At 70.3% G+C, this 19,067-nt stretch carries 22 protein-coding genes; 8 read left to right on the forward strand and 14 right to left on the reverse strand.

Going from position 1 to position 19,067, the window contains the following annotated elements:
- Positions 1-98 precede the first annotated feature (98 nt).
- Positions 99-1,310, reverse strand: a complete 1,212-nt coding sequence (locus ACFWN2_RS22550; RefSeq protein ID WP_382430222.1) for an ROK family protein — start codon at positions 1,308-1,310, stop codon at positions 99-101.
- 203 nt (positions 1,311-1,513) lie between these two features.
- Between ACFWN2_RS22550 and ACFWN2_RS22555 the strand changes: the two genes are divergently transcribed.
- The 5 genes from ACFWN2_RS22555 to ACFWN2_RS22575 are packed head-to-tail and all read left to right on the forward strand — an operon-like array spanning position 1,514 to position 7,038.
- Positions 1,514-3,166 (forward strand): ABC transporter substrate-binding protein, encoded by a 1,653-nt coding sequence (locus ACFWN2_RS22555; protein ID WP_382430224.1) that lies wholly within the window; start codon positions 1,514-1,516, stop codon positions 3,164-3,166.
- Entirely contained in the window at positions 3,163-4,194 is a 1,032-nt protein-coding gene (locus ACFWN2_RS22560; RefSeq protein ID WP_382430226.1) for an ABC transporter ATP-binding protein, read from the forward strand. Before ACFWN2_RS22555 ends, ACFWN2_RS22560 begins: the two co-directional genes overlap by 4 nt.
- Entirely contained in the window at positions 4,191-5,171 is a 981-nt protein-coding gene (locus ACFWN2_RS22565) for an ABC transporter permease (RefSeq protein ID WP_382430228.1), read from the forward strand. Before ACFWN2_RS22560 ends, ACFWN2_RS22565 begins: the two co-directional genes overlap by 4 nt.
- Positions 5,171-6,052, forward strand: coding sequence for an ABC transporter permease (locus tag ACFWN2_RS22570; protein ID WP_382430230.1), 882 nt, complete (start codon positions 5,171-5,173; stop codon positions 6,050-6,052). The genes ACFWN2_RS22565 and ACFWN2_RS22570 overlap by 1 nt, the downstream gene beginning before the upstream one ends.
- A complete protein-coding gene (locus tag ACFWN2_RS22575; RefSeq protein ID WP_382430232.1) occupies positions 6,049-7,038 on the forward strand; it encodes an ABC transporter ATP-binding protein in 990 nt (329 codons plus the stop codon). Before ACFWN2_RS22570 ends, ACFWN2_RS22575 begins: the two co-directional genes overlap by 4 nt.
- A 2-nt stretch (positions 7,039-7,040) precedes the next feature.
- Here ACFWN2_RS22575 and ACFWN2_RS22580 read toward each other — a convergent pair whose 3' ends face one another.
- The gene (locus ACFWN2_RS22580) at positions 7,041-7,814 is read right to left on the reverse strand and encodes a helix-turn-helix transcriptional regulator (protein WP_382430234.1); all 774 of its coding nucleotides are present in this window, start codon (positions 7,812-7,814) and stop codon (positions 7,041-7,043) included.
- A gap of 67 nt (positions 7,815-7,881) precedes the next feature.
- Here ACFWN2_RS22580 and ACFWN2_RS22585 point away from each other — a divergent pair, with 67 nt between their 5' ends.
- Positions 7,882-8,583 (forward strand): SDR family oxidoreductase, encoded by a 702-nt coding sequence (locus ACFWN2_RS22585; RefSeq protein ID WP_382430236.1) that lies wholly within the window; start codon positions 7,882-7,884, stop codon positions 8,581-8,583.
- On the opposite strand, the gene ACFWN2_RS22590 is transcribed toward ACFWN2_RS22585, so the two are convergent.
- Complete coding sequence (locus ACFWN2_RS22590; protein ID WP_382430238.1) at positions 8,521-9,138, reverse strand: TetR/AcrR family transcriptional regulator; 618 nt, start codon at positions 9,136-9,138, stop codon at positions 8,521-8,523. The genes ACFWN2_RS22585 and ACFWN2_RS22590 overlap by 63 nt on opposite strands.
- Before the next feature lie 63 nt (positions 9,139-9,201).
- On the opposite strand from ACFWN2_RS22590, the gene ACFWN2_RS22595 reads away from it, so the two are divergent.
- Positions 9,202-10,074 carry a DMT family transporter gene (locus ACFWN2_RS22595; protein WP_382430240.1) on the forward strand — a complete coding sequence of 291 codons (873 nt, stop codon included), beginning with the start codon at positions 9,202-9,204 and terminating at the stop codon, positions 10,072-10,074.
- Here the strand turns inward: ACFWN2_RS22595 and ACFWN2_RS22600 are convergent.
- Both ACFWN2_RS22600 and ACFWN2_RS22605 read right to left on the reverse strand, forming a co-directional pair.
- Entirely contained in the window at positions 10,054-10,668 is a 615-nt protein-coding gene (locus ACFWN2_RS22600) for a TetR/AcrR family transcriptional regulator (RefSeq protein WP_382430242.1), read from the reverse strand. The genes ACFWN2_RS22595 and ACFWN2_RS22600 overlap by 21 nt on opposite strands.
- A 26-nt stretch (positions 10,669-10,694) precedes the next feature.
- Positions 10,695-11,459: an SDR family NAD(P)-dependent oxidoreductase gene (locus tag ACFWN2_RS22605; RefSeq protein WP_382430244.1), complete on the reverse strand. Its 765-nt coding sequence runs from the start codon at positions 11,457-11,459 to the stop codon at positions 10,695-10,697.
- A gap of 78 nt (positions 11,460-11,537) precedes the next feature.
- Here ACFWN2_RS22605 and ACFWN2_RS22610 point away from each other — a divergent pair, with 78 nt between their 5' ends.
- Positions 11,538-12,134, forward strand: a complete 597-nt coding sequence (locus tag ACFWN2_RS22610) for a TetR/AcrR family transcriptional regulator (protein WP_382430246.1) — start codon at positions 11,538-11,540, stop codon at positions 12,132-12,134.
- A gap of 184 nt (positions 12,135-12,318) precedes the next feature.
- On the opposite strand, the gene paaI is transcribed toward ACFWN2_RS22610, so the two are convergent.
- The 9 genes from paaI to paaA are packed head-to-tail and all read right to left on the reverse strand — an operon-like array spanning position 12,319 to position 19,054.
- Positions 12,319-12,717: a hydroxyphenylacetyl-CoA thioesterase PaaI gene (gene paaI, locus ACFWN2_RS22615; protein ID WP_382430248.1), complete on the reverse strand. Its 399-nt coding sequence runs from the start codon at positions 12,715-12,717 to the stop codon at positions 12,319-12,321.
- On the reverse strand, positions 12,714-13,535 hold the full coding sequence (locus tag ACFWN2_RS22620; protein WP_382430250.1) for a 3-hydroxyacyl-CoA dehydrogenase family protein: 822 nt from the start codon (positions 13,533-13,535) through the stop codon (positions 12,714-12,716). Before ACFWN2_RS22620 ends, paaI begins: the two co-directional genes overlap by 4 nt.
- Complete coding sequence (locus ACFWN2_RS22625; RefSeq protein WP_382430252.1) at positions 13,532-14,269, reverse strand: enoyl-CoA hydratase/isomerase family protein; 738 nt, start codon at positions 14,267-14,269, stop codon at positions 13,532-13,534. Before ACFWN2_RS22625 ends, ACFWN2_RS22620 begins: the two co-directional genes overlap by 4 nt.
- Positions 14,266-15,432, reverse strand: a complete 1,167-nt coding sequence (locus ACFWN2_RS22630) for a thiolase family protein (protein WP_382430254.1) — start codon at positions 15,430-15,432, stop codon at positions 14,266-14,268. Before ACFWN2_RS22630 ends, ACFWN2_RS22625 begins: the two co-directional genes overlap by 4 nt.
- A 16-nt stretch (positions 15,433-15,448) precedes the next feature.
- Positions 15,449-16,498 (reverse strand): 1,2-phenylacetyl-CoA epoxidase subunit PaaE, encoded by a 1,050-nt coding sequence (paaE, locus tag ACFWN2_RS22635; RefSeq protein ID WP_382430256.1) that lies wholly within the window; start codon positions 16,496-16,498, stop codon positions 15,449-15,451.
- A 1-nt stretch (position 16,499) separates the two neighbouring features.
- Positions 16,500-17,021 carry a 1,2-phenylacetyl-CoA epoxidase subunit PaaD gene (gene paaD, locus ACFWN2_RS22640; RefSeq protein ID WP_382430258.1) on the reverse strand — a complete coding sequence of 174 codons (522 nt, stop codon included), beginning with the start codon at positions 17,019-17,021 and terminating at the stop codon, positions 16,500-16,502.
- Positions 17,018-17,845 carry a 1,2-phenylacetyl-CoA epoxidase subunit PaaC gene (gene paaC / locus ACFWN2_RS22645; protein ID WP_382430260.1) on the reverse strand — a complete coding sequence of 276 codons (828 nt, stop codon included), beginning with the start codon at positions 17,843-17,845 and terminating at the stop codon, positions 17,018-17,020. Before paaC ends, paaD begins: the two co-directional genes overlap by 4 nt.
- Before the next feature lie 7 nt (positions 17,846-17,852).
- The gene (paaB, locus tag ACFWN2_RS22650) at positions 17,853-18,134 is read right to left on the reverse strand and encodes a 1,2-phenylacetyl-CoA epoxidase subunit PaaB (protein WP_089916069.1); all 282 of its coding nucleotides are present in this window, start codon (positions 18,132-18,134) and stop codon (positions 17,853-17,855) included.
- A complete protein-coding gene (paaA, locus tag ACFWN2_RS22655; protein ID WP_382430263.1) occupies positions 18,131-19,054 on the reverse strand; it encodes a 1,2-phenylacetyl-CoA epoxidase subunit PaaA in 924 nt (307 codons plus the stop codon). The genes paaB and paaA overlap by 4 nt, the downstream gene beginning before the upstream one ends.
- Positions 19,055-19,067: the final 13 nt, after the last annotated feature.

Below are 19,067 nucleotides of genomic sequence, written 5' to 3' on the forward strand. Positions count from 1 at the left end.
GCTGTCAATGCGTCGGAAGGCGTCTTCTGGGCGACGGGACGCCGGGCCGCACCCGGTCGAGCGGGGTCCCCTCGCACGAAACACGAGGTCACGCGACGTCAGACCCCGAGGCCCCGCACGGAACGCGGGTCGACCCCCGTCTCCAGCAACGACGCGACCGGCAGCGTCGCCGCACCGACCGCCACCGCGTCCGGACCGGTCCGCCCGAGCTCGATCCGCACCTGCCCGTACGGGTGGCGCAACGCGTGGTCGGCCGTGGCGGCGACGATCTCGTCCAGCTTCCGCGCTCCGAGCGCCAGGCCCGCCCACCCGCCGAGCACGACGCGCTCCGGGTTGAACAGGTTCACGAGGTTGGCGATGCCGGCACCCAGATAGCCCACCGACTCGTCCACCACCCGGCGGGCCACCACCGACCGGGACGAGAGCAGGTCCTCCAGCGCGGCCTGCTGGTCGACGGCGGAGTCCTTGCGGCGCAACGCCTCCCGGTACCGGCCGAGCATGGCCTCCGCCCCCGCGTACGCCTCCAGGCAGCCGCGCACGCCGCACCGGCAGCGCCGCCCGCCGTAGACGATCGTGGTGTGGCCCCACTCCCCCGCGTTGCTGGTCGCGCCCCTGTGCACCACCCCGTCGGTCACCACCGCCACCCCGACACCGGACCCGACCAGCACGATCACCGCGTGCCCCGCCCCGCGGCCGGCGCCGAACCACATCTCCGCCTGACCCTGGGTCTTCGCGCCGTTCTCGACGAACAGGGGCGGCTCGACGCCCGCCTCGCGGATCATCTTCTCCAGCGGGACGGCGTCCCAGCCGATGGTCTGCGCGTGCACGACCGCCGAGGTCCCGCGCTCGACCGTGCCGGGCACGCCGACACCGACGCCGAGCACCGAACCCGGAGTCACGCCCGTCGCGGCCAGGACCTCGCTGACGCCCGAAGCGATCAACTCGCTGACGGCGAACGGCTCCACGAGACCCAGCGGTTGGTCCACTGTGGACAGGCGGGTCATGGCGAGGTCGAACAGCTCCACCTTGATCCCCGTCTCGCCGACGTCGACCCCGATGACGTGCCCGAACGCCGGGTTGACGCGCAGCAGGACGCGCGGCCTGCCGCCGTCCGACTCGACCGAGCCCGCCTCGACCAGCAGGCCCTCGTCCAGCAGTTCTCCGGTGATCGTGCTGGCGGTCGCCGCGCTCAGTCCGGTGCTCGCGCTGAGCTGCTGGCGGCTCAGCGGGCCGTCGAGGAAGAGTGCCGTGAGGAGCACCGAGCGGTTCTGCCTGCGGAGGTCCCGGACGGTCGCCCGTGTACGCACCATGAGCGCCGAGGTTACTTCGAGCCTAAAAATAAGCCTCGGTTCGTGACCTCTTCGTTATTGACTTGCCCTCGATGACAGGCGTCTACTCTACGGCGACCAGAGGGCCTCAACGGCCTCACCCGCGATGGCACGCGCGGTCAACCTCTCCCAGCGCTCACTTGATTCTTCTCGCTTTCGTTGGAGAACAAGGAGTTTCCATGAGAATGAGGCGTGTTTGCGCTGCCGTCGCCGCGACCGCCCTGGCGTTCACCGGCGCCTGTTCGGCGACCAACCCGGGCTCGGGCGGCAACTCCGCCGGGGTGCTCAACGTGGGTATGCCGAACGGTCCGCAAACGGAGAACAACAACCCCTTCCTCAACTCGTCGGCGTCCTCGTCGCTCGGCTACCGCCGGTTGCTCTTCGAACCGCTGGCGATGGTCAACGAGGTCAAGGTGACCGATCAGCCGAAGCCTTGGCTGGCAACGAAGTTCACCTGGTCGGACAACTTCCACAAGCTGTCGCTCACGATTCGTGACGGCGTGACGTGGTCCGACGGCAAGCCGCTGACGGCCGAGGACGTGGCGTACACCTTCGAGCTGCTCAAGAACAACCCAGGGCTGAACATCGAAGGCGTGCCGTACCAGGACATCTCGTTCTCCGGCAGCGAGGTCACCGTCGGCTTCCCGAAGTCGCAGTTCGTCAACCAGAAGAAGATCCTCGAACAGTTCGTGGTGCCCAAGCACCAGTGGTCGACGTTCGCCAACCCGTCGACCGAGACGCTGAAGAGCCCGATCGGCAGCGGCCCGTACACGCTGAAGTCGTTCACGCCGCAGACGGTGACGCTGTCGATCCGGGACAAGTACTGGCAGGAGCTCCCGAAGGTCAAGGAGCTGCGCTACACCTCCTACAGCGACAACAACGCGCAGACCAACGCGCTCGCCACCGGTGCCGCCGAGTGGAGCTTCACGTTCATCCCCAACTACCAGGCCGCGTACACCAGCAAGGACCCGCAGAACCACAAGCTGTGGTTCCCGCCGGTGCTCGGCGTGCACGGTTTGTGGTTCAACACCAAGGCGAAGCCGTGGGACGACCCCGCCCTGCGCCGCGCCGCGAACATGGTGGTGAACCGCGACGACATCTTCATGCAGGGCGAGGCGGGCTACTTCTACCCGAAGGTCGACAACATCACCGGCATCCCGACGCCGGCCGGTGAGTCGTTCATCGCCCCGCAGTTCAAGGACAAGAAGGTGACCGTCGACGTCGAGGGCGCGAAGAAGGCGCTGACCGAGGCCGGCTACACCTTCGACGGGAACACCTTGAAGGGCAAGGACGGCGCGCCCGTCACGATCGTCCTCACCGTGCCGTCCGGCTGGTCGGACTACGTCACCGACCTGGAGATCATCAAGGACAACTTCTCCAAGATCGGCATCGCCGCGACGGTGAACCTGCAGAACGCCGACGCGTGGACCAAGGCACTCGACACCGGTGACTTCGGTGCCGCCATGCACTGGACCAACAACGGCCTGACGCTGTACGACATCTACCAGTCCATCATGGACGGTGCGCTGTACAAGCCGATCGGCCAGGCCGGCGTCAACGGCAACTACGGTCGCTTCGAGAGCCCGGCCGCGACCAAGGCGCTGGACGACTTCGCGAACGCGCCCGACGAGTCGGTGCGCAACGCGGCCCTGCAGGAGCTGCAGAAGATCTTCGTGCAGGAGATGCCGGTCATCATCACCTCCGCCGCGAACGGCGGCGGTCAGTACAGCACGAAGAACTGGACGGGCTGGCCGAGTGAGCAGGACCAGTACGCGCCCGTGCAGCCCACCCTCGAAAACGCCCTCGACATCGTCATGAAGCTGAGGCCTGCCTCGTGACGGCCGAGGTAGTGCCGGCGGTCTCCGGGGCGGTCTCGACAGAGATCGTCCTGGAGGCCGACGGCCTCACCAAGCACTTCCCGATCAGCAGGCCGTTCGCGCGCGACAGGAAGGCCGTGCGCGCGGTCGAGGGCGTGTCACTCCAGCTGCGCAGGGGCAGCGTCACCGCGCTCGTCGGCGAGTCGGGCTCCGGCAAGTCGACGGTCGCGCGGCTGCTCGCGCAGCTGTACCCGCTGACGTCCGGCGAGATCCGGTTGCACGGCGAGAACGTCGCCGTGCAACGAGGTTGGGCACGCGGGCGCAAGTTCCGCGCGTACTGCCGCAAGGTCCAGATGATCTTCCAGGACCCGTTCGCGTCGCTCAACCCCGTGCACACCATCCGCTACCACCTCACCAGGGCGCTCACCATCCACGGCAACCGCGGCGACGACCTGGAGACGTCGCTCGCGGAGCTGCTGACCCGCGTGCACCTGACGCCCGCGGAGCGGTACCTCGACAGGTACCCGCACGAGCTCTCCGGCGGGCAACGGCAGCGCGTGGCGATCGCACGGGCGCTGGCGGCGAGCCCGGAGGTGCTGCTGGCAGACGAACCGGTGTCCATGCTGGACGTGTCCATCCGACTCGGCGTGCTGAACCTGTTGCGAGACCTGAAAGAGCGCCTTCGCCTGTCCATTCTGTACATCACGCACGACATCGCGTCCGCACGCTACTTCGCGGACGAGACGGTCGTGATGTACGCGGGGCAGGTGGTCGAGGGCGGCGACAGCGAGACCGTCACGCAGAAGCCCGCGCACCCGTACACGCAGCTGCTGATCGAGTCCGCACCAGACCCCGACCGCCCGGCTGTGGAGGAGAAGGACGGTGGGGCCGGCGAACCCCCCTCCCTGATCGAACCACCGCCGGGCTGTCGGTTCCACCCGCGCTGCCCGTTCGCGATGGACGTCTGCCGCACGGACGTCCCCGCGCGCTTCGAGCTCGGCGACGGGCACTTCGCGGCGTGCTGGCTGTACCGGGAGGAGGCGTCGTGAGCTACCTCCTCAAGCGCCTCGGCTTCTACCTGCTCACGGTCTGGGCCGCGGTCACGATCAACTTCTTCGTGCCGCGGATGATCCCCGGCGACCCGGTGCAGGCGCTGATCACCAAGCAGCGCGGGCAGATGACGAGCGAGGCAGTCCGGTCGCTGTACGTCCTCTTCGGACTGGACAAGGACGAGAGCCTGGCGAGCCAGTACTTCTCCTACCTGGGCCAGCTCCTGCGCGGTGACCTCGGGATGTCGTTCACGTTCTTCCCGAGCCCCGTCGCGGACGTGATCGGCGACGGCCTGCCGTGGACCGTCGGGCTGGTCGGCATCACGACGGTGATCGGGTTCTTCCTCGGCACCGCCGCGGGCGCCGTCGTGGGCTGGCGGCGCGGCACGTGGGCGGACTCGCTGATCCCGGTCACCACGTTCGTCTCGTCGATCCCGTACTTCTGGCTGGGACTGGTGGCGATCGCGCTGCTCACCGGCCCTGGCAGCTTCTTCCCCGCGTCCGGCGCCTACGAGATCGGCCTGGTGCCGAACTGGGACTGGCAGTTCATCGGCAGCACCGTGCAGCACGGCCTGCTGCCGGGCTTCACGATCCTGGTGTCCTCGGTCAGCGGCTGGATCCTCAGCATGCGCAACATGATGGTGACGGTGTCCTCGGACGACTACGTCACCGTCGCGCACGCCAAGGGCCTGCCCGAACGCCGGGTGATGCTCGCCTACGCCGCCCGCAACGCGTTGCTGCCGAACGTGTCCGGCTTCGCGCTGGCACTCGGGTTCATCGTCGGCGGCACCCTGCTGGTGGAGATCGTGTTCTCCTACCCCGGCCTCGGCCTGCAGCTGTTCCAGGCGGTCGGCGCCAAGGACTACCCGCTGCTGCAGGGCATCTTCCTCATCATCACGCTGTCCGTGCTGCTGGCGAACCTCCTCGCGGACGTCGCCTACCTCGCGCTGGACCCCCGCACCCGCAGGGAGGGCTGATGCGCAACAACCCCAAGGCGCTCACCGGTCTCTTCGCGCTCGGCTTCTTCGCCCTGATGGCCGTCGTCGGTCCGTGGCTCGCGCCGTACGAACCGTCCTCGCGCAGCAACGACCTGTTGCAGCCGCCGTCGTCCGCGCACTGGTTCGGCACCACCCACCTCGGCCAGGACATCTTCAGCCAGGTGCTCGCCGGCACCCGCAGCGTCGTGTTCGTCGGCGCGGTGGCGGGGATCGTGGCGACCGTGCTGTCGGTGCTGGTCGGTGTCACGGCCGGCTACCTCAGCGGATCCGCGGGTGAAGGGCTTTCCGCGCTGTCCAACGTGTTCCTGGTGATCCCGGCGCTGCCGTTGATCGTCATCATCACGTCCTCGCTGCCCGAGACGAGCAACCTCACGATCGCGCTGGTGATCGGCCTGACGTCGTGGGCGTGGAACGCGCGGGTGCTGCGCGCGCAGACGTTGTCGTTGCGCCGCAGGGACTACGTGGAGGCGGCGCGTGCGAACGGCGAGTCGACCTGGCGGATCATCCTGTTCGAGATCATGCCGAACCTGACCGCGGTCATCGCGTCCGGTTTCGTCGGCACCGTGCTGTTCGCGGTGATCTCGGAGATCACGCTGGCGTTCATCGGCGTGTCCGACGCGGGCGGCTGGAACTGGGGCACGGTCCTGTACTGGGCCCAGTCGCAGCAGGCCCTCACCCAGGGCGCGTGGTGGTGGTTCGTCCCCGCCGGTCTCGCGATCGCGTTGCTCGGCACGGCGCTGTCGCTGGTCAACTTCGGCATCGACGAGTACGTCAACCCGCGCCTGCGCACCCGTTCCTCGGCGCGGGGCGTGCGGATGCGCGTCGGCTTCACCCCCGTGCTCGCCAAGGAGTCGTCATGAAGGAACGCATTCTCGAGGTGCGCGGGCTGAACGTCGACTACGGGCTCGGTCCCGAGTCCGTCCGCGCCGTCCGCGACGTCGACCTGACCCTGCACCGCGGCGAGGTCCTAGGCCTGGCAGGGGAATCGGGCAGCGGGAAGTCCACTTTGGCCTACGGCATGACCAGGCTGCTGCCCCCGCCCGGGGTCGTGGCGGGCGGTGAGGTGATCTACCACCTCGACGACGGCTCGACCGTCGACCTGCTGCGGATCCGCGACGCGGACCTGCGGCGGCTGCGCTGGTCCGAGATCGCCATCGTGTTCCAGGGCGCGATCAACTCGCTCAACCCGGTGCAGCGGATCTCGACGCAACTGGCGGACGTGCTCAAGGCGCACTCGGCCCGGTCGACGCCGAAGGCCCGCCAGGACCGCGCCCGCGAGCTGCTGGGTCTGGTCGGCATCGCCGCGGACCGGCTGAACAGCTACCCGCACCAGCTCTCCGGCGGCATGCGGCAGCGCGTGATGATCGCGATGGCGCTCGCGCTGGAACCCCGCGTGGTGATCATGGACGAACCGACCACCGCGCTGGACGTGGTGGTGCAGCGCCAGATCCTGCGCACGCTCGTCGACCTGCGCGAACGCCTCGGGTTCTCGGTCGTGTTCATCACGCACGACCTGTCGCTGCTGGTCGAGTTCTCGGACCGGATCGCGATCATGTACGCGGGCCAGGTCGTCGAGGAGGCGACGTCGGCCGACCTGTACCGCACTCCCCTGCACCCCTACAGCGACGGGTTGCTGCACTCGTTCCCGGCGTTGAAGGGCCCGCGGCGCGAGCTGTCGGGCATCGCCGGGTCGCCGCCGGACCTGCGGTCGATGCCGGACGGGTGCCCGTTCCACCCGCGGTGCGGCCGCGCCATGGACGTCTGCGGGACCCAGGTCCCCGTGCTGGGGCAGAGCAAGGCCGGTCGTTCGGTGGCCTGCTGGCTGCACCCGGTGTCGGTGGGCTGAGCTCAGGCCAGCCGGCTCAGTGCCCGCGCGGACGCCGATCCGGGGTCGGCGGTGATCAGGACCACCTCCTGGTCGTCCTCCGGCACGAGCAGGACGTCGCAGTTCAGGTGCAGGGTGCCGGCCTCCGGGTGCCGCACGGTCTTGGTGCGGTGGCCCGGAGCGTGCACCGGCCGCGTCCGCCAGATCCGCCGGAACTCCTCGCTACCGGCGTGCAGGTCGGCGATCAGGGACGTCAGCCGCGCGTCGTGCGGGTAGCGGTCGGCGGCGCGGCGCAGCCGGGCGACCACGACGTGCCCGAACTCCTCGGCGCTGGTGCTCTCGTACCGGTGCCCCTCGCCGAGGAACCGCCGCCGGGCGAGGTTCGTCCCGACGCCGAGCAACGCCTCGGCCAGCGGGTTCCAGGCGACGACGTCGTACGCGGCGTCCGTGACGATCGCGCCGGTCTGCGGCAGGCGCTCCAGCATCGCGGCCACGTGCGGGCGGACGTTCCGCGTCACGCTGCTGCCGGGCGGCGCGAGCGCTCCGGCCAGGCGGAACAGGTGGCTGCGCTCGGCCGGCGCGAGCCCGAACGCCTGGGACAGGCCCTCCAGGATCGTGGGCGACGGTCGCGGACCCCGCGCCTGCTCCAGCCGCGTGTAGTAGTCGACCGACATGTGCGCCAGCTCCGCCACTTCCTCGCGGCGCAGTCCCGGCGTGCGGCGATCGGCACCCTTCTCCGGCGGGCGCAGCGCGGTGCGGCGGTCCCGCAGGAAACGGGCCAGTTCGTGCCTCGGCATGCCACCTCCCCTGACTGGTACAGGTTATCCCTGGCAGCACCGCGGGACAGCGCGCGACGGTGGTGTCATGAACGAACGCACCGCCCTGGTCACCGGCGCCAACAAGGGCATCGGCAAGCACATCGCCCGGCTCCTCGTCGCCGAGGGCTTCACCGTCCACGTGGGATCCCGCGACCCGGAACGCGGGCGGCTGGCCGCCGAGGAGATCGGCGGCCTCCCGCTCGTCCTCGACGTCACGGACCACGCCGGCATCACCCGTGCCGCGGCGCGGATCGACCGCCTCGACGTGCTGGTCAACAACGCCGGGATCGCGCAGTCGCTCGCGCCGCCCGAGGACACCGACGCCGATGAGCTCCGGCGCACGTTCGAGACCAACGTGTTCGGGGTGGTGGCCGTGACGAACGCCTTCCTGCCGGCCCTGCGCCGCTCGCCGCACCCGCGCGTCGTCAACGTCTCCAGCGGCACGTCGTCGCTGGTCTGGAGCACGAACCCCAACCCGCAGTTCGCGCACGGCCACGGCAGCGGAGCCGCCTACCGGTCGTCGAAGGCGGCGCTCAACGCGCTGACCGTCTTCTACGCCCAGACGCTGCCCGGCTTCAGGGTCAACGCGCTGGCCCCCGGCCTGCGCGCGACCGACCTCACCGCGCGCGCCGCGGCCGGTGGTGACCCGGCGGAGGCCGCGGAGGGCGCCGTCCGCCTCGCCCTGCTACCGGACGACGGCCCCACCGGAGGGTTCTTCTCCTGGGACGGCACGACCGTGCCGTGGTGAGGCCGCGAGGAGGGCCTCCGCCTGGTCGCGAGCGTGCCCGATGGGGTCGGGGAAGGTGCCGAAACCGTTGGCCACCAAGGCACCCTCGTGCAGCAGCAGGAGCGTCCGCCCCAACTGGACGGCGTTCGGCACGACGTCCCGGACCAGGTCGGTGAACAGGGCGAGCATCCACTCCTTCTGCCCGATGATGATCGGGTGCGCGGGGTGGGAGGCGTCGCTGATCTCCGCGTGGGCGTTGACCATGCTGCACCCCTTGGGGCTGAACTCGCCCGCCCACGCTCGGGACGCGTCGAAGACGGCCAGCACACGGGGTTCGGGAGCGGCGTCCAGGTAGTCGGCCAGGAACGCCCGCCAGCGTTCGTCGCGGTCGGCCAGGTACTCCACGACGATCTGCTCCTTGGAGCCGAACCGGTCGTAGAGCGTCTTCTTCGTCACCCCGGCCTCGGCGGCGATCAGGTCGACGCCCACGGCGTGGATGCCGTGCTCGTAGAACAACCGTCCGGCGGCCTCCAGGGCGCGCGAGGCGGCCGGGGTCATCGTGATCCGTCGCAGCACCTCCCCAGTATACCGATCTGTATAGTCGTTGGGTATACAGATCGGTATAGGGAGGTGTGGTGGGTGAACTTCCTGCTCTCGGCCGCGTTCGTGCTCTGCTGGAGCTCCGGGTTCATCGGGGCCAAGCTCGGGGCGGGGAGCGCGTCCGCCGTCACGGTCCTGATGTGGCGCTTTCTGCCGCTCGCACTCGTGCTCGTGGCCTTCGCCGCGCTCCGGAAGTCGTGGCGGGGGCTGGCCGCGCGGGACGTGGGCCGGCAGGCGTTGATCGGAGTGCTGTCGCAGAGCGGCTACCTGCTGACCGTCTACTACGCGATCCAGCTCGGCGTCTCCAGCGGCACCACGGCGCTGATCGACGGGGTCCAGCCGCTCGTAGCCGGGGCGTTGGCCGGGCCGCTGCTGCACCAGTACGTGTCGCGCCGGCAGTGGCTCGGTCTGTGCCTGGGCGTGGGCGGCGTCGTCATCGTCACCGGGGCCGATGCCGCGGCGAGTTCCGGAGTGGAGTGGTGGGCCTACCTCATCCCGTTCCTGGGCATGTTGTCGTTGGTGGCGGCCACTTTTCTCGAAGGCCGGTCACGGACTCAGGTGGCGCCCTCGGTCGCGATGACCACGCACTGCCTCACGAGTGCCGTCGTGTTCACCGCGCTCGCCGTGGGCACCGGCAACGCCGTTCCGCCCGCCGAACCCGCGTTCTGGGGCACGATCGCCTGGCTCGTCGTCCTGTCGACGTTCGGCGGGTACGGGCTCTACTGGATCATCCTGAGGCGCTCCGGGGTCACCCACGTGAACACGCTTATGTTCCTCATGGCGCCGGTCACGGCCGTGTGGGGAGCGTGGATGTTCGGCGAGCACTTCGGGATTCAGACCGCTTTCGGTCTTGCTCTCGGCCTGGCGGCCGTGGTGGTCGTCCAGCGCCGGTCAGTCCCCGCGCACGCGTAGACCGTCGAACGCCACGGTGGCCACCATGTCCGCGAGGTCGGCGGCGCTGAGCCCGCCCTGCGGCCGGTACCACTCGATCACCGAGTTGACCATGCCGAACAGCAGCCTGGTCGTCATCGCGGGGTTGATGTCCTGACGGAGGTCGCCCTCGGCCGCCGCGTCGGCCACCAGCGCCGTGACGATCTGGTCGAACTCGCGCCGGCGGGCCAGCGCCTCGCGTTCGGTCTCGCTGTTGCCGCGCACGCGCAGCAGGAGCGTCACGAACGGCAGTTGCTCGACCAGGACCGTGACGCTGCCGCGGACCAGGTGCGCGAGCCGGTCGACCGCGCGGCCCTCGACCGCGCCGAGCTTGGTCACCTCCGCGAACAGGCCGTCCAGCGCGCGGTCGACGGCCAGCCGCAGCAGGGCCTCCTTGCCGGGAACGTGGTGGTAGATGGCGGACTTCGTGACACCCAGGCGGTTGGCCAGGTCCTGGATGCTGGTGCCGTCGTAGCCGCGTTCGTAGAACAGCTCCGCGGCGGCCGTCAGCAGCGTCTCCAGGTCGTAGCCCGGGCGGCCGCGGCGCCTCGTCCCGCCGTTCTCCGTCGTGGTCATGCCGTGCAGTCTCCCAAACGACGCCACTACGCGACCGGTTCGGCTTCCATCAGCCGCAACGCCGTCCTCGTCGGCAACGCCTTCAGCACGCGCTTGACCCAGCGGTTCTGCGCGCCGGAGATGACGCTGACGGGCGGGTTCTTCTTGTCCAGCGCGGCGAAGGCCGTGTCGACGACCTGGGCGGCGGTCTGGAACCGCACGCCGTTCTCGTGCGTGCCCGACGTGGCGTAGAACTCCGTGCGGGTCGGCCCCGGCGACAGCGCCAGCACGGTGAGCCCCGACCCGCGCAGCTCGTGCGCGAGCGCCTCGGTGAAGTGGACGACGAACGCCTTCGCCGCCGAGTACGCGGCCAGTCCGGGGACGGGCAGGTGCGCGGTCAGGCTGGCGACGTTGACCAGAGCGCCCTGCCCGGACGCCTTCAGCCTCGGTAGGAACGCGTGCGAGATGTCGACCACCGCGTCCACGTTCACCCTGAGCTGCAACCGGATCTCGTCCTCGGTGCTGTCCTCGAAGGACCCGGTCTTCGCCACGCCCGCGCAGTTGACCACGGTGTCGACGCGCCCGACCCGTTCGGCCAGCCTCCGCCCGCTCCTGTCCTCGGTGAGGTCGAACGGCACGACCTGGACGGTCCTGCCGGTCTCGCGGATCTCCGCCGCGAGCGCGTCGAGCACGTCGGCCCGCCGCGCGACGAGGACGAGATCCGCTCCCCTAGCGGCGAACCGGCGGGCGAACTCGGCGCCGATGCCCGAGCTCGCTCCGGTGATGAGCGCTGTGGTGCCCGCGTACCTCATGGTCGACTCCTCGATGTGAGAGCTTCTTACATCAAGCTACGCCGTCAATGTGAGAGACTGCAACATCGGGAGGCGGACATGGCTTATCACCACGGGGACCTGCGCAACGCCCTGCTGGACGCGACCATGGAACTGGTGCGCGAGCACGGCGCGCGGGGCGTCAGCGTGTCCGAAGCGGCACGGCGGGCCGGCGTCTCGAAGGGCGCGCCGTACCGCCACTTCGCCGACCGCGACGCGATGCTCGCGGCCGCAGCGCTGATCGGCTTCCAGGCGCTGGAGGCGCGTTTCGCGGACTTCCCGTCGGGCCAGGCGTTCGACGCCCAGGCGGCGTGGGTCGCCACCGCGTACCTCCGCTTCGCTCAGGAGGACCCGGCGCGGTTCGAGACGATGTTCGCGAGCGGCATCGACAAGTCGCGGCACGAGGACCTGCTGCGGCAGACCGCCGTCGTACAGGACAGGTTCGAGGCGGCACTGCGCCCGTTCCTCGGCGGCGCGGACGTGGCCAGGAGGTCGGCCGAGCTGTGGTCGATCGCGCACGGTGTCGCGACCCTCGCGGTGCAGGGGAACCTCCAGCACGTGGTGGACGCCGACGCGCTGGAGGGGGTGGCGGGGGACGCCGCTCGGGCGTGGGCCGCGGGGTGCGGGGCTGAGGGGTCGGCTGAGGGGCTGGGCTGAGGGGCTGGCCTGTCGGGCGTGCAGGGCCGGGCTGCAGGGGCTGGGCTGTCAGGCGTGCAGGGCCGGGCTGCAGGAGCTGGGCTGTCAGGCACGCAGGGCCGGGCTGTCGGGCTGGGCTGTCAGGCACGCAGGGCCGGGCTTCAAAGCCGCAAGCCCGCGGCACCGGGCTCGCTCTCGCCCAGCCCTACCGCTCCTTCAGCGTGCGGCTGCGGCCGCGGAACTCCGCGATCACCGTGTCGCCGCGCCGGACCGTGACGTCGTAGATGCCGGAACGGCCGCGCAGCACCACTTCCCGCGCCTCGGCGACCAGCACGTCGTCGAGGCGGGCGGGTTCCAGGAAGTCGATCTGGAAGCCCGACGCCACGGTCACGCCGCCGTAGCTGTTGCACGCCACCGCGAACGTGCTGTCGGCCAGCGTGGCGATCAGGCCGCCGTGGCAGATGTCCCAGCCGTTGACCATGTCCTCGCGCACACGCATCGACAGGCGTGCGGTGCCGGGGCCGACGTCGTCGATCGTCATGCCGAGCGCCTTGCTGGCGGTGTCGGTCGACCACATGGCGTCGGCGTGCTGACGTGCGCTCACCACCGGTAGAACCCCTCTCCCGTCTTGCGGCCGAGCTGTCCGGCCGCGACCTTGTCCCGCAGCAACCGGGGTGGCGCGAAGCGCGGGCCGAGTTCGCGTTCGAGGTGCTCGGCGATCGCCAGGCGGACGTCGAGGCCCACGATGTCGGTGGTGCGCAACGGTCCCACCGGGTGGCGGTAGCCGAGGACCATGGCGCTGTCGATGTCCTCGGCGGAGGCGACGCCCTCCTCCACCATCCTCATGGCCTCCAGCGCGATGGCGACGCCCAGGCGGCTGCTCGCGAAACCCGGTGTGTTCCGCACGGTGATCGCGTGCTTGCCGAGACCCCGCACCCACTCCTGCGCCCGCACGACCAGTTCGGCAGAGGTCTTCTCCCCCACCACGACCTCGACGAGGTCGCTTGCAGGCACTGGGTTGAAGAAGTGCAGTCCGATGAGGACGGACGGGTCGGGCAGCGCCCCGGCCAGCACGTCGATCGACAACGAGCTGGTGTTCGTGCCGATCACCGCGTCCGGTGCGGACCGCGCGATGGTCGCGAGCACGGAGTGCTTCAGGTCGACCAGTTCCGGGACGGCCTCGACGACCAGCGGCACCCCGTTGAGCAGTGCCGGATCGGTGACCACGGTGACCACACCAGGAATCTCGACGCCCCTCTCGGCGGCCTTGGCGAGGCTCTTCTCGACGCGGCCACGGGCGGCGTCCGCGGCGGCCTCGGTCTCGACGACCGTCACCGCGCTCCCCGCCACGGCGAACGCGTGGGCGATGCCGGCGCCCATGCGTCCGCCGCCGTACACACCGACAGCTGTGGGAACGGTCATCGGGACTCCTTGCGGCGGTCGAGGAACGCGGTCATGCGATCGGTCTTGTCCTGGGTCTCGAACAGGACTGCCTGGGCGAGGTCGTCGACGAACGGGTGCGCCTCGCGCGGCGCGTGGAAGACGGACTTCGTCAGCCGCACCGCGAGCGGGGCCTGCTTCAGGATCCGGTCCGCCAGGCGGTGACCCGCGGCCTCCAGGTCCTCCGCCACCTCGTTGAGCAGCCGGACTTCCAGGGCCTCCTGGGCGTTCAGGACGCGCCCGGCGAGCAGGATCTCCTTGGCCAGCGGCTCGCCCACCAGTTCCCGCAGCCGCCAGCAGCCCCCTGCGGCGGCGAGGATACCGAGACCCGGTTCCGGGTTGCCGATCTTCGCGGTGGGCGTGCCGATGCGGAAGTCGCAGGCGTAGGCGAGTTCGGCTCCGCCGCCGAGCGCGTAACCGTTCACCAGCGCGATGACCGGCATCGGCAACCGGTGCACGCGGTCGAAGACGCTGGAGTTGATGCCCTGCAACGCGTCGTCGCGGCGCCTCTCGCGCAGCTGCGCGATGTCCGCCCCCGCGGCGAACGTCCCGCCCTCGCCGACGATCAACGCGAGCCGGGGGCGGCGTTCCAGCTCGGCGCAGGCCTCGTGCAGCGCCTGGACCACCGGGAGGTCGATGGCGTTGCGGACGTCCGGGCGGTTGAGCCGGAGCACGACCCGGTCGTCGTGCTCCTCCACCAGCAACGGCGCCGTCACACGCGCTCCAGCAGCAGCGCGGAACCCTGGCCGACGCCGACGCACATGGTCGCGAGGCCGCGGCGGGCACCGGCGCGTTCGAGGCGGCCCAGCAACGTGACGGCGAGGCGCGTGCCCGAGCAGCCCAGCGGGTGCCCCAGTGCGATGGCGCCTCCGTCAGAGTTGACGATCTCCTCGTCGAGCCCGAGGTCCCGCACGCACGCAAGCGATTGCGACGCGAACGCCTCGTTCAGCTCGACCGCGCCGAGGTCCGCGACGGACCAGCCGGCGCGCTCCAAAGCCTTGCGCGTAGCCGGAACCGGCCCGATGCCCATGATCGCCGGAGCGACGCCCGCGTTCGCACCGGCCACGAGCCGTGCCCTCGGTTGGAGGCCGTGGGAGGCCGCATACTGTTCGCTCACCACCACGACGGCCGCGGCGCCGTCGTTCAGCGAGCTGGAGTTGCCCGCGGTGATCACGCCGCCCGGCCCGTGGATCGGCCGCAGCCCGGCGAGCTGCTCCAGGCTGGTGTCCGGGCGCGGCCCCTCGTCCTCGGTGACCTCGCCGACCGCCACGATCTCGGCGGCGAACCGGCCGTTCTTGCGCGCGTCCACGGCCCGCTGGTGCGAGCGGTACGCGAAGGCGTCGAGCTCCTCGCGGGTCAGGTTCCACTGCTGCGCCACGCGTTCGGCGGTCTGCGGCATGGACAGCGTCGTGTCGGCGTCGAACGCCGGGTTGGTGAACCGCCAGCCGATCGACGTGTCGAACGAGGCACCGGGCCGCGACCAGGCCTTGCCGGGCTTCTCCGTCACCCACGGCGCGCGGGTCATCGACTCGACACCGCCGGCGATCACCACGTCCGCGTCACCGGCGGCGATCATCTGGCGTGCCGTGGTGATGGCGGTGAGTCCCGAGGCGCACAGGCGGTTGACGGTGAAGCCGGGCACGGAGTCCGGCAGGCCCGCGAGCAGACCGGCCATGCGGGCGACGTTCCGGTTGTCCTCACCGGCCTGGTTGGCCGCGCCGAACACGATCTCGTCCACATCGGACGGATCGATGCCGGTGCGCTCGACCACGGAGCGCACCACCAGCGCGGCGAGGTCGTCCGGGCGGGTCCTGGCGAGCGCGCCGCCGAACCGGCCGATCGGCGTGCGGACGCCGTCGAGGAGGAAGGCCTCGGTCACGAACTGCTCCTGGTTGTCAGGCGTCGAAGTCGACGGTCACGGTGTCGCTGACGGGGAACGTCTGGCACGTCAGCACGAAGTCCTGGGCGACCTCGGCGGGGTCGAGTGCGTAGTTGCGGACCATCTCTGCCTTGCCGTCGCAGATCCGGGCCCGGCACGTCCCGCACACACCGCCCTTGCAGGCGAACGGCAGGTCGCCGCGCACCTGCTGCGCGGAGTCGAGGATGGTGCTGTCGCGGCGCATCGGCGTGGTGGTCTTGCGGCCGTCGAGCACGACGGTGACCTCGCTCGTGTCGCCCTCGACGACGTTCTCCGCGTGGCGAAGCTGCGGCGGCGGTTCGTCCACGTAGAACAGTTCGAAGTGGACTCGTTCGGCGGGAACGCCCAGCTCGACGAGCACCGCGCGGGCGTCGGTCAGCATCTCGAACGGCCCGCAGAGCCACACGTGGTCCATCGCGGAGACCGGCACCAGCACCGTGAGCAGCTGCCGCAACCGGTCCGCGTCCAACCGGCCGGAGAACAGCTCGACGTCGCGCGGTTCCCGGGACAGCACGTGCACCAGGTCGAACCGGCTGGTGTGCGCGTTCTTCAGGTCCGACAGCTCCTCGGCGAACATCACCGTGTTGGTGGACCTGTTGCCGTACAACAGGGTCACGCGCGCATCCGGGTTGCTCAGCACCGACGACGCGATGGACAGCATCGGCGTGATGCCGGACCCTGCGGCGATGCACAGATGGCGGCCACCGGCGGCGGGGTCGGCGCGGAAGCTGCCGGAGGGCACCTGCACCTCGACGGAGTCGCCCGGCCGCACGTCCCGCACGAGCCACTGGGAGAACAGTCCGCCGGGGATCTCCCGCACGCCGATGCGCGGCGCCTGCCCGACCGGCGCGCAGATCGAGTAGGTGCGGCGGTGCTCCACGCCGTCCACGACCTTGCGCAGGGTCAACGACTGCCCCGCCGCGAACGCGAAGGCATCACGCAGGTCGTCCGGCACGTCGAACGTGATGGCCGCGGCGTCGTCGGTGACCCGGTCGACCGCGGACACGGCCAGCGAGTGGAACGCCATGTCAGATCTCCTTCACGTGGTCGAACGGCTCCAGGCACGCGCGGCAGCGGTACAGCGCCTTGCACGCGGTCGAACCGAACTCCGAGGTCAGCTCCACGTCGCCGGATTCGCAACGAGGACAACGGATCGCGCGGCGGGCGGGCTTGAGCGCGAGCAGCACCGGGCCCTCGCGGCGGGCGGGTCCTGGCGGGGAGATCCCGGCTTCGGCGAGCGCCGACCGGCCGCGTTCGCTGATCCAGTCCGAGGTCCAGGCCGGGCTCAGGGCGACGCGCACCTGGACGTCGGCGAACCCCTCGCGGTGCAGGGCGCGCACGAGGTCGTCGCGCATGGTCGCCATCGCCGGGCAGCCGGAGTAGGTCGGGGTGATGTCGACGACGACGGTGCCGTCGGCGATCGCGACGTCGCGCAGGACGCCGAGGTCGGCCAGCGTGAGCATGGGCAGCTCGGGATCGACGACGGTTTCGGCGACCTCGCGCGCCCGTGTCAGTGCCGGATCAGCGGTCTCCCTCGTGAGCGTGCTCACCAAAGCCCCCTGGGGTGTGCCCGCGCGACGCTCTGCATGTCCGCCAACAGTTCCGTCAACGCCTCGGTGTGCCCACCCTCACGGCCACCATCCTCCGCCGCCGACACCGCAGGCCGCTCGACCCGAGCCGCCGCGAACACCTGCTCCAGCACCACGTCGACCTCGGCAGGCACGTCCAGCGCGGCCCACCACGGCCACAACGCGTCCACCGCCGTCAGCACCCGGCGCCGCGACTCCTCCGTCCCCCTCGCCAGCGTGACGAACCAGCGCGCGGAGAAGTCCCGGTGGTACGAGAGTTCCTTGCGCCCCTTGGCCGCCACGGCCGCCAGCACCGCGTCGGGGTGCGCGACCAGCTGCTCGAACACCTCCAGTCGCCAGGTGCTGAACAACAGCAGTCGCGTGACCGTCTCGGCGAAGTCGCCGTTCGGCAGCTCGGCCAGCACCACGTTGCGGAACTGCCCTGCGTCGCGGAAGAACGCGAGCGCGTCCTCCACGGGCACCGGCGAACCCTCCGGCAGCACCGGCACGAGCGACGGGTCGGCGGCCGCGGCACGGGCGAGCAGGAGCCTGGCCTGACCGAGCAGGTCGAGCGCGATGTTGGACAGCGCGATGTCCTCCTCCAGGTCCGGAGCGCGGCTGCACCACTCCGAAAGCCGTTGGGAGAGCACGAGAGCGTCGTCGCCGAGCATCAGGCAGTAGCGCGCGAGCCCGGCAGCGTCGACGCCTTCCGGCACGGTGGTGTCCACGCCGGCCAGCGGGTCCTCGAAACCGGTGCCGAACGCCCAGTGGGCGTCGTTCACCAGCAGTTCGGCATCGTTGATCATCAAGGCCTCACATGTGCGGGACGTGCTCGGGGATGTCGTAGAACGTGGGGTGCCGGTAGACCTTGTCGCCGCTCGGCGCGAACAGCGGGTCCTTCTCGTCCGGTGACGACGCGGTGATCGCGTCGGCGCGCACGACCCAGATCGACACGCCCTCGTTGCGGCGGGTGTAGACGTCCCGCGCGTGCATCAGGGCGAGCTTGTCGTCCGGCGCGTGCAGCGAACCGACGTGCACGTGGTTGAGTCCGCGCTTGCTGCGCACGAACACCTCGTAGAGCGGCCACTCACTCACAGTTCTTCCTCCAGTCGAGCGAACGCCACCGCTGCCTCGCGCACCCAGGCGCCGTCGTCGTGCGCCTTGCGCCGGTGTTCAAGCCGTTCGGCGTTGCACGGCCCGTCTCCCTTGACCACGGCCCAGAACTCGTCCCAGTCGGGCTGGCCGAAGTCGTACGCCTGGCGTTCGGGGTTCCACTTCAGGTCGGGGTCGGGCAGCGTCACGCCCAGCGCCTCCGCCTGCGGCACGGACATGTCGACGAACTTCTGGCGCAGGTCGTCGTTGGTGTCGCGCTTGATGCCCCACGCCATGGACTGCGCGGTGTTGGGCGAGGCGTCGTCGGGCGGGCCGAACATCATCAGCGCGGGCCACCAGAAGCGGTTCACCGACTCCTGCACCATCTCGCGCTGCTCGTCGGTGCCGCGCATCATCGTCATCAGCAGCTCGTAGCCCTGCCGCTGGTGGAACGACTCCTCCTTGCAGATGCGGATCATCGCGCGGCCGTACGGGCCGAAGGAGGTGCGGCACAACGGCACCTGGTTGCAGATCGCGGCGCCGTCGACGAGCCAGCCGATCGTGCCGACGTCGGCGTAGGACGGCGTGGGGTAGTTGAAGATCGACGAGTACTTCTGCTTGCCGGCCAGCAGCTTGTCCGTCAGCTCACGGCGTGACGTGCCGAGGGTCTCGGCGGCCGAGTACAGGTACAGCCCGTGGCCCGCCTCGTCCTGGACCTTGGCCAGCAGGATCGCCTTGCGCCGCAACGAGGGCGCGCGTGAGATCCAGGCGCCCTCCGGCTGCATCCCGATGATCTCGGAGTGCGCGTGCTGCGCGATCTGCCTGACCAGCGTGCTGCGGTAGGCGTCGGGCATCCAGTCGCGGGGCTCGACCCGGTCACCGCGCTGGATCGTCGCCTCGAAGTACTCCGCGAGCTCCGTCATCAAGCAGCTCCTC

The sequence above is a fragment of the Lentzea sp. NPDC058436 genome (assembly GCF_042721515.1).
Lineage (GTDB): Bacteria > Actinomycetota > Actinomycetes > Mycobacteriales > Pseudonocardiaceae > Lentzea.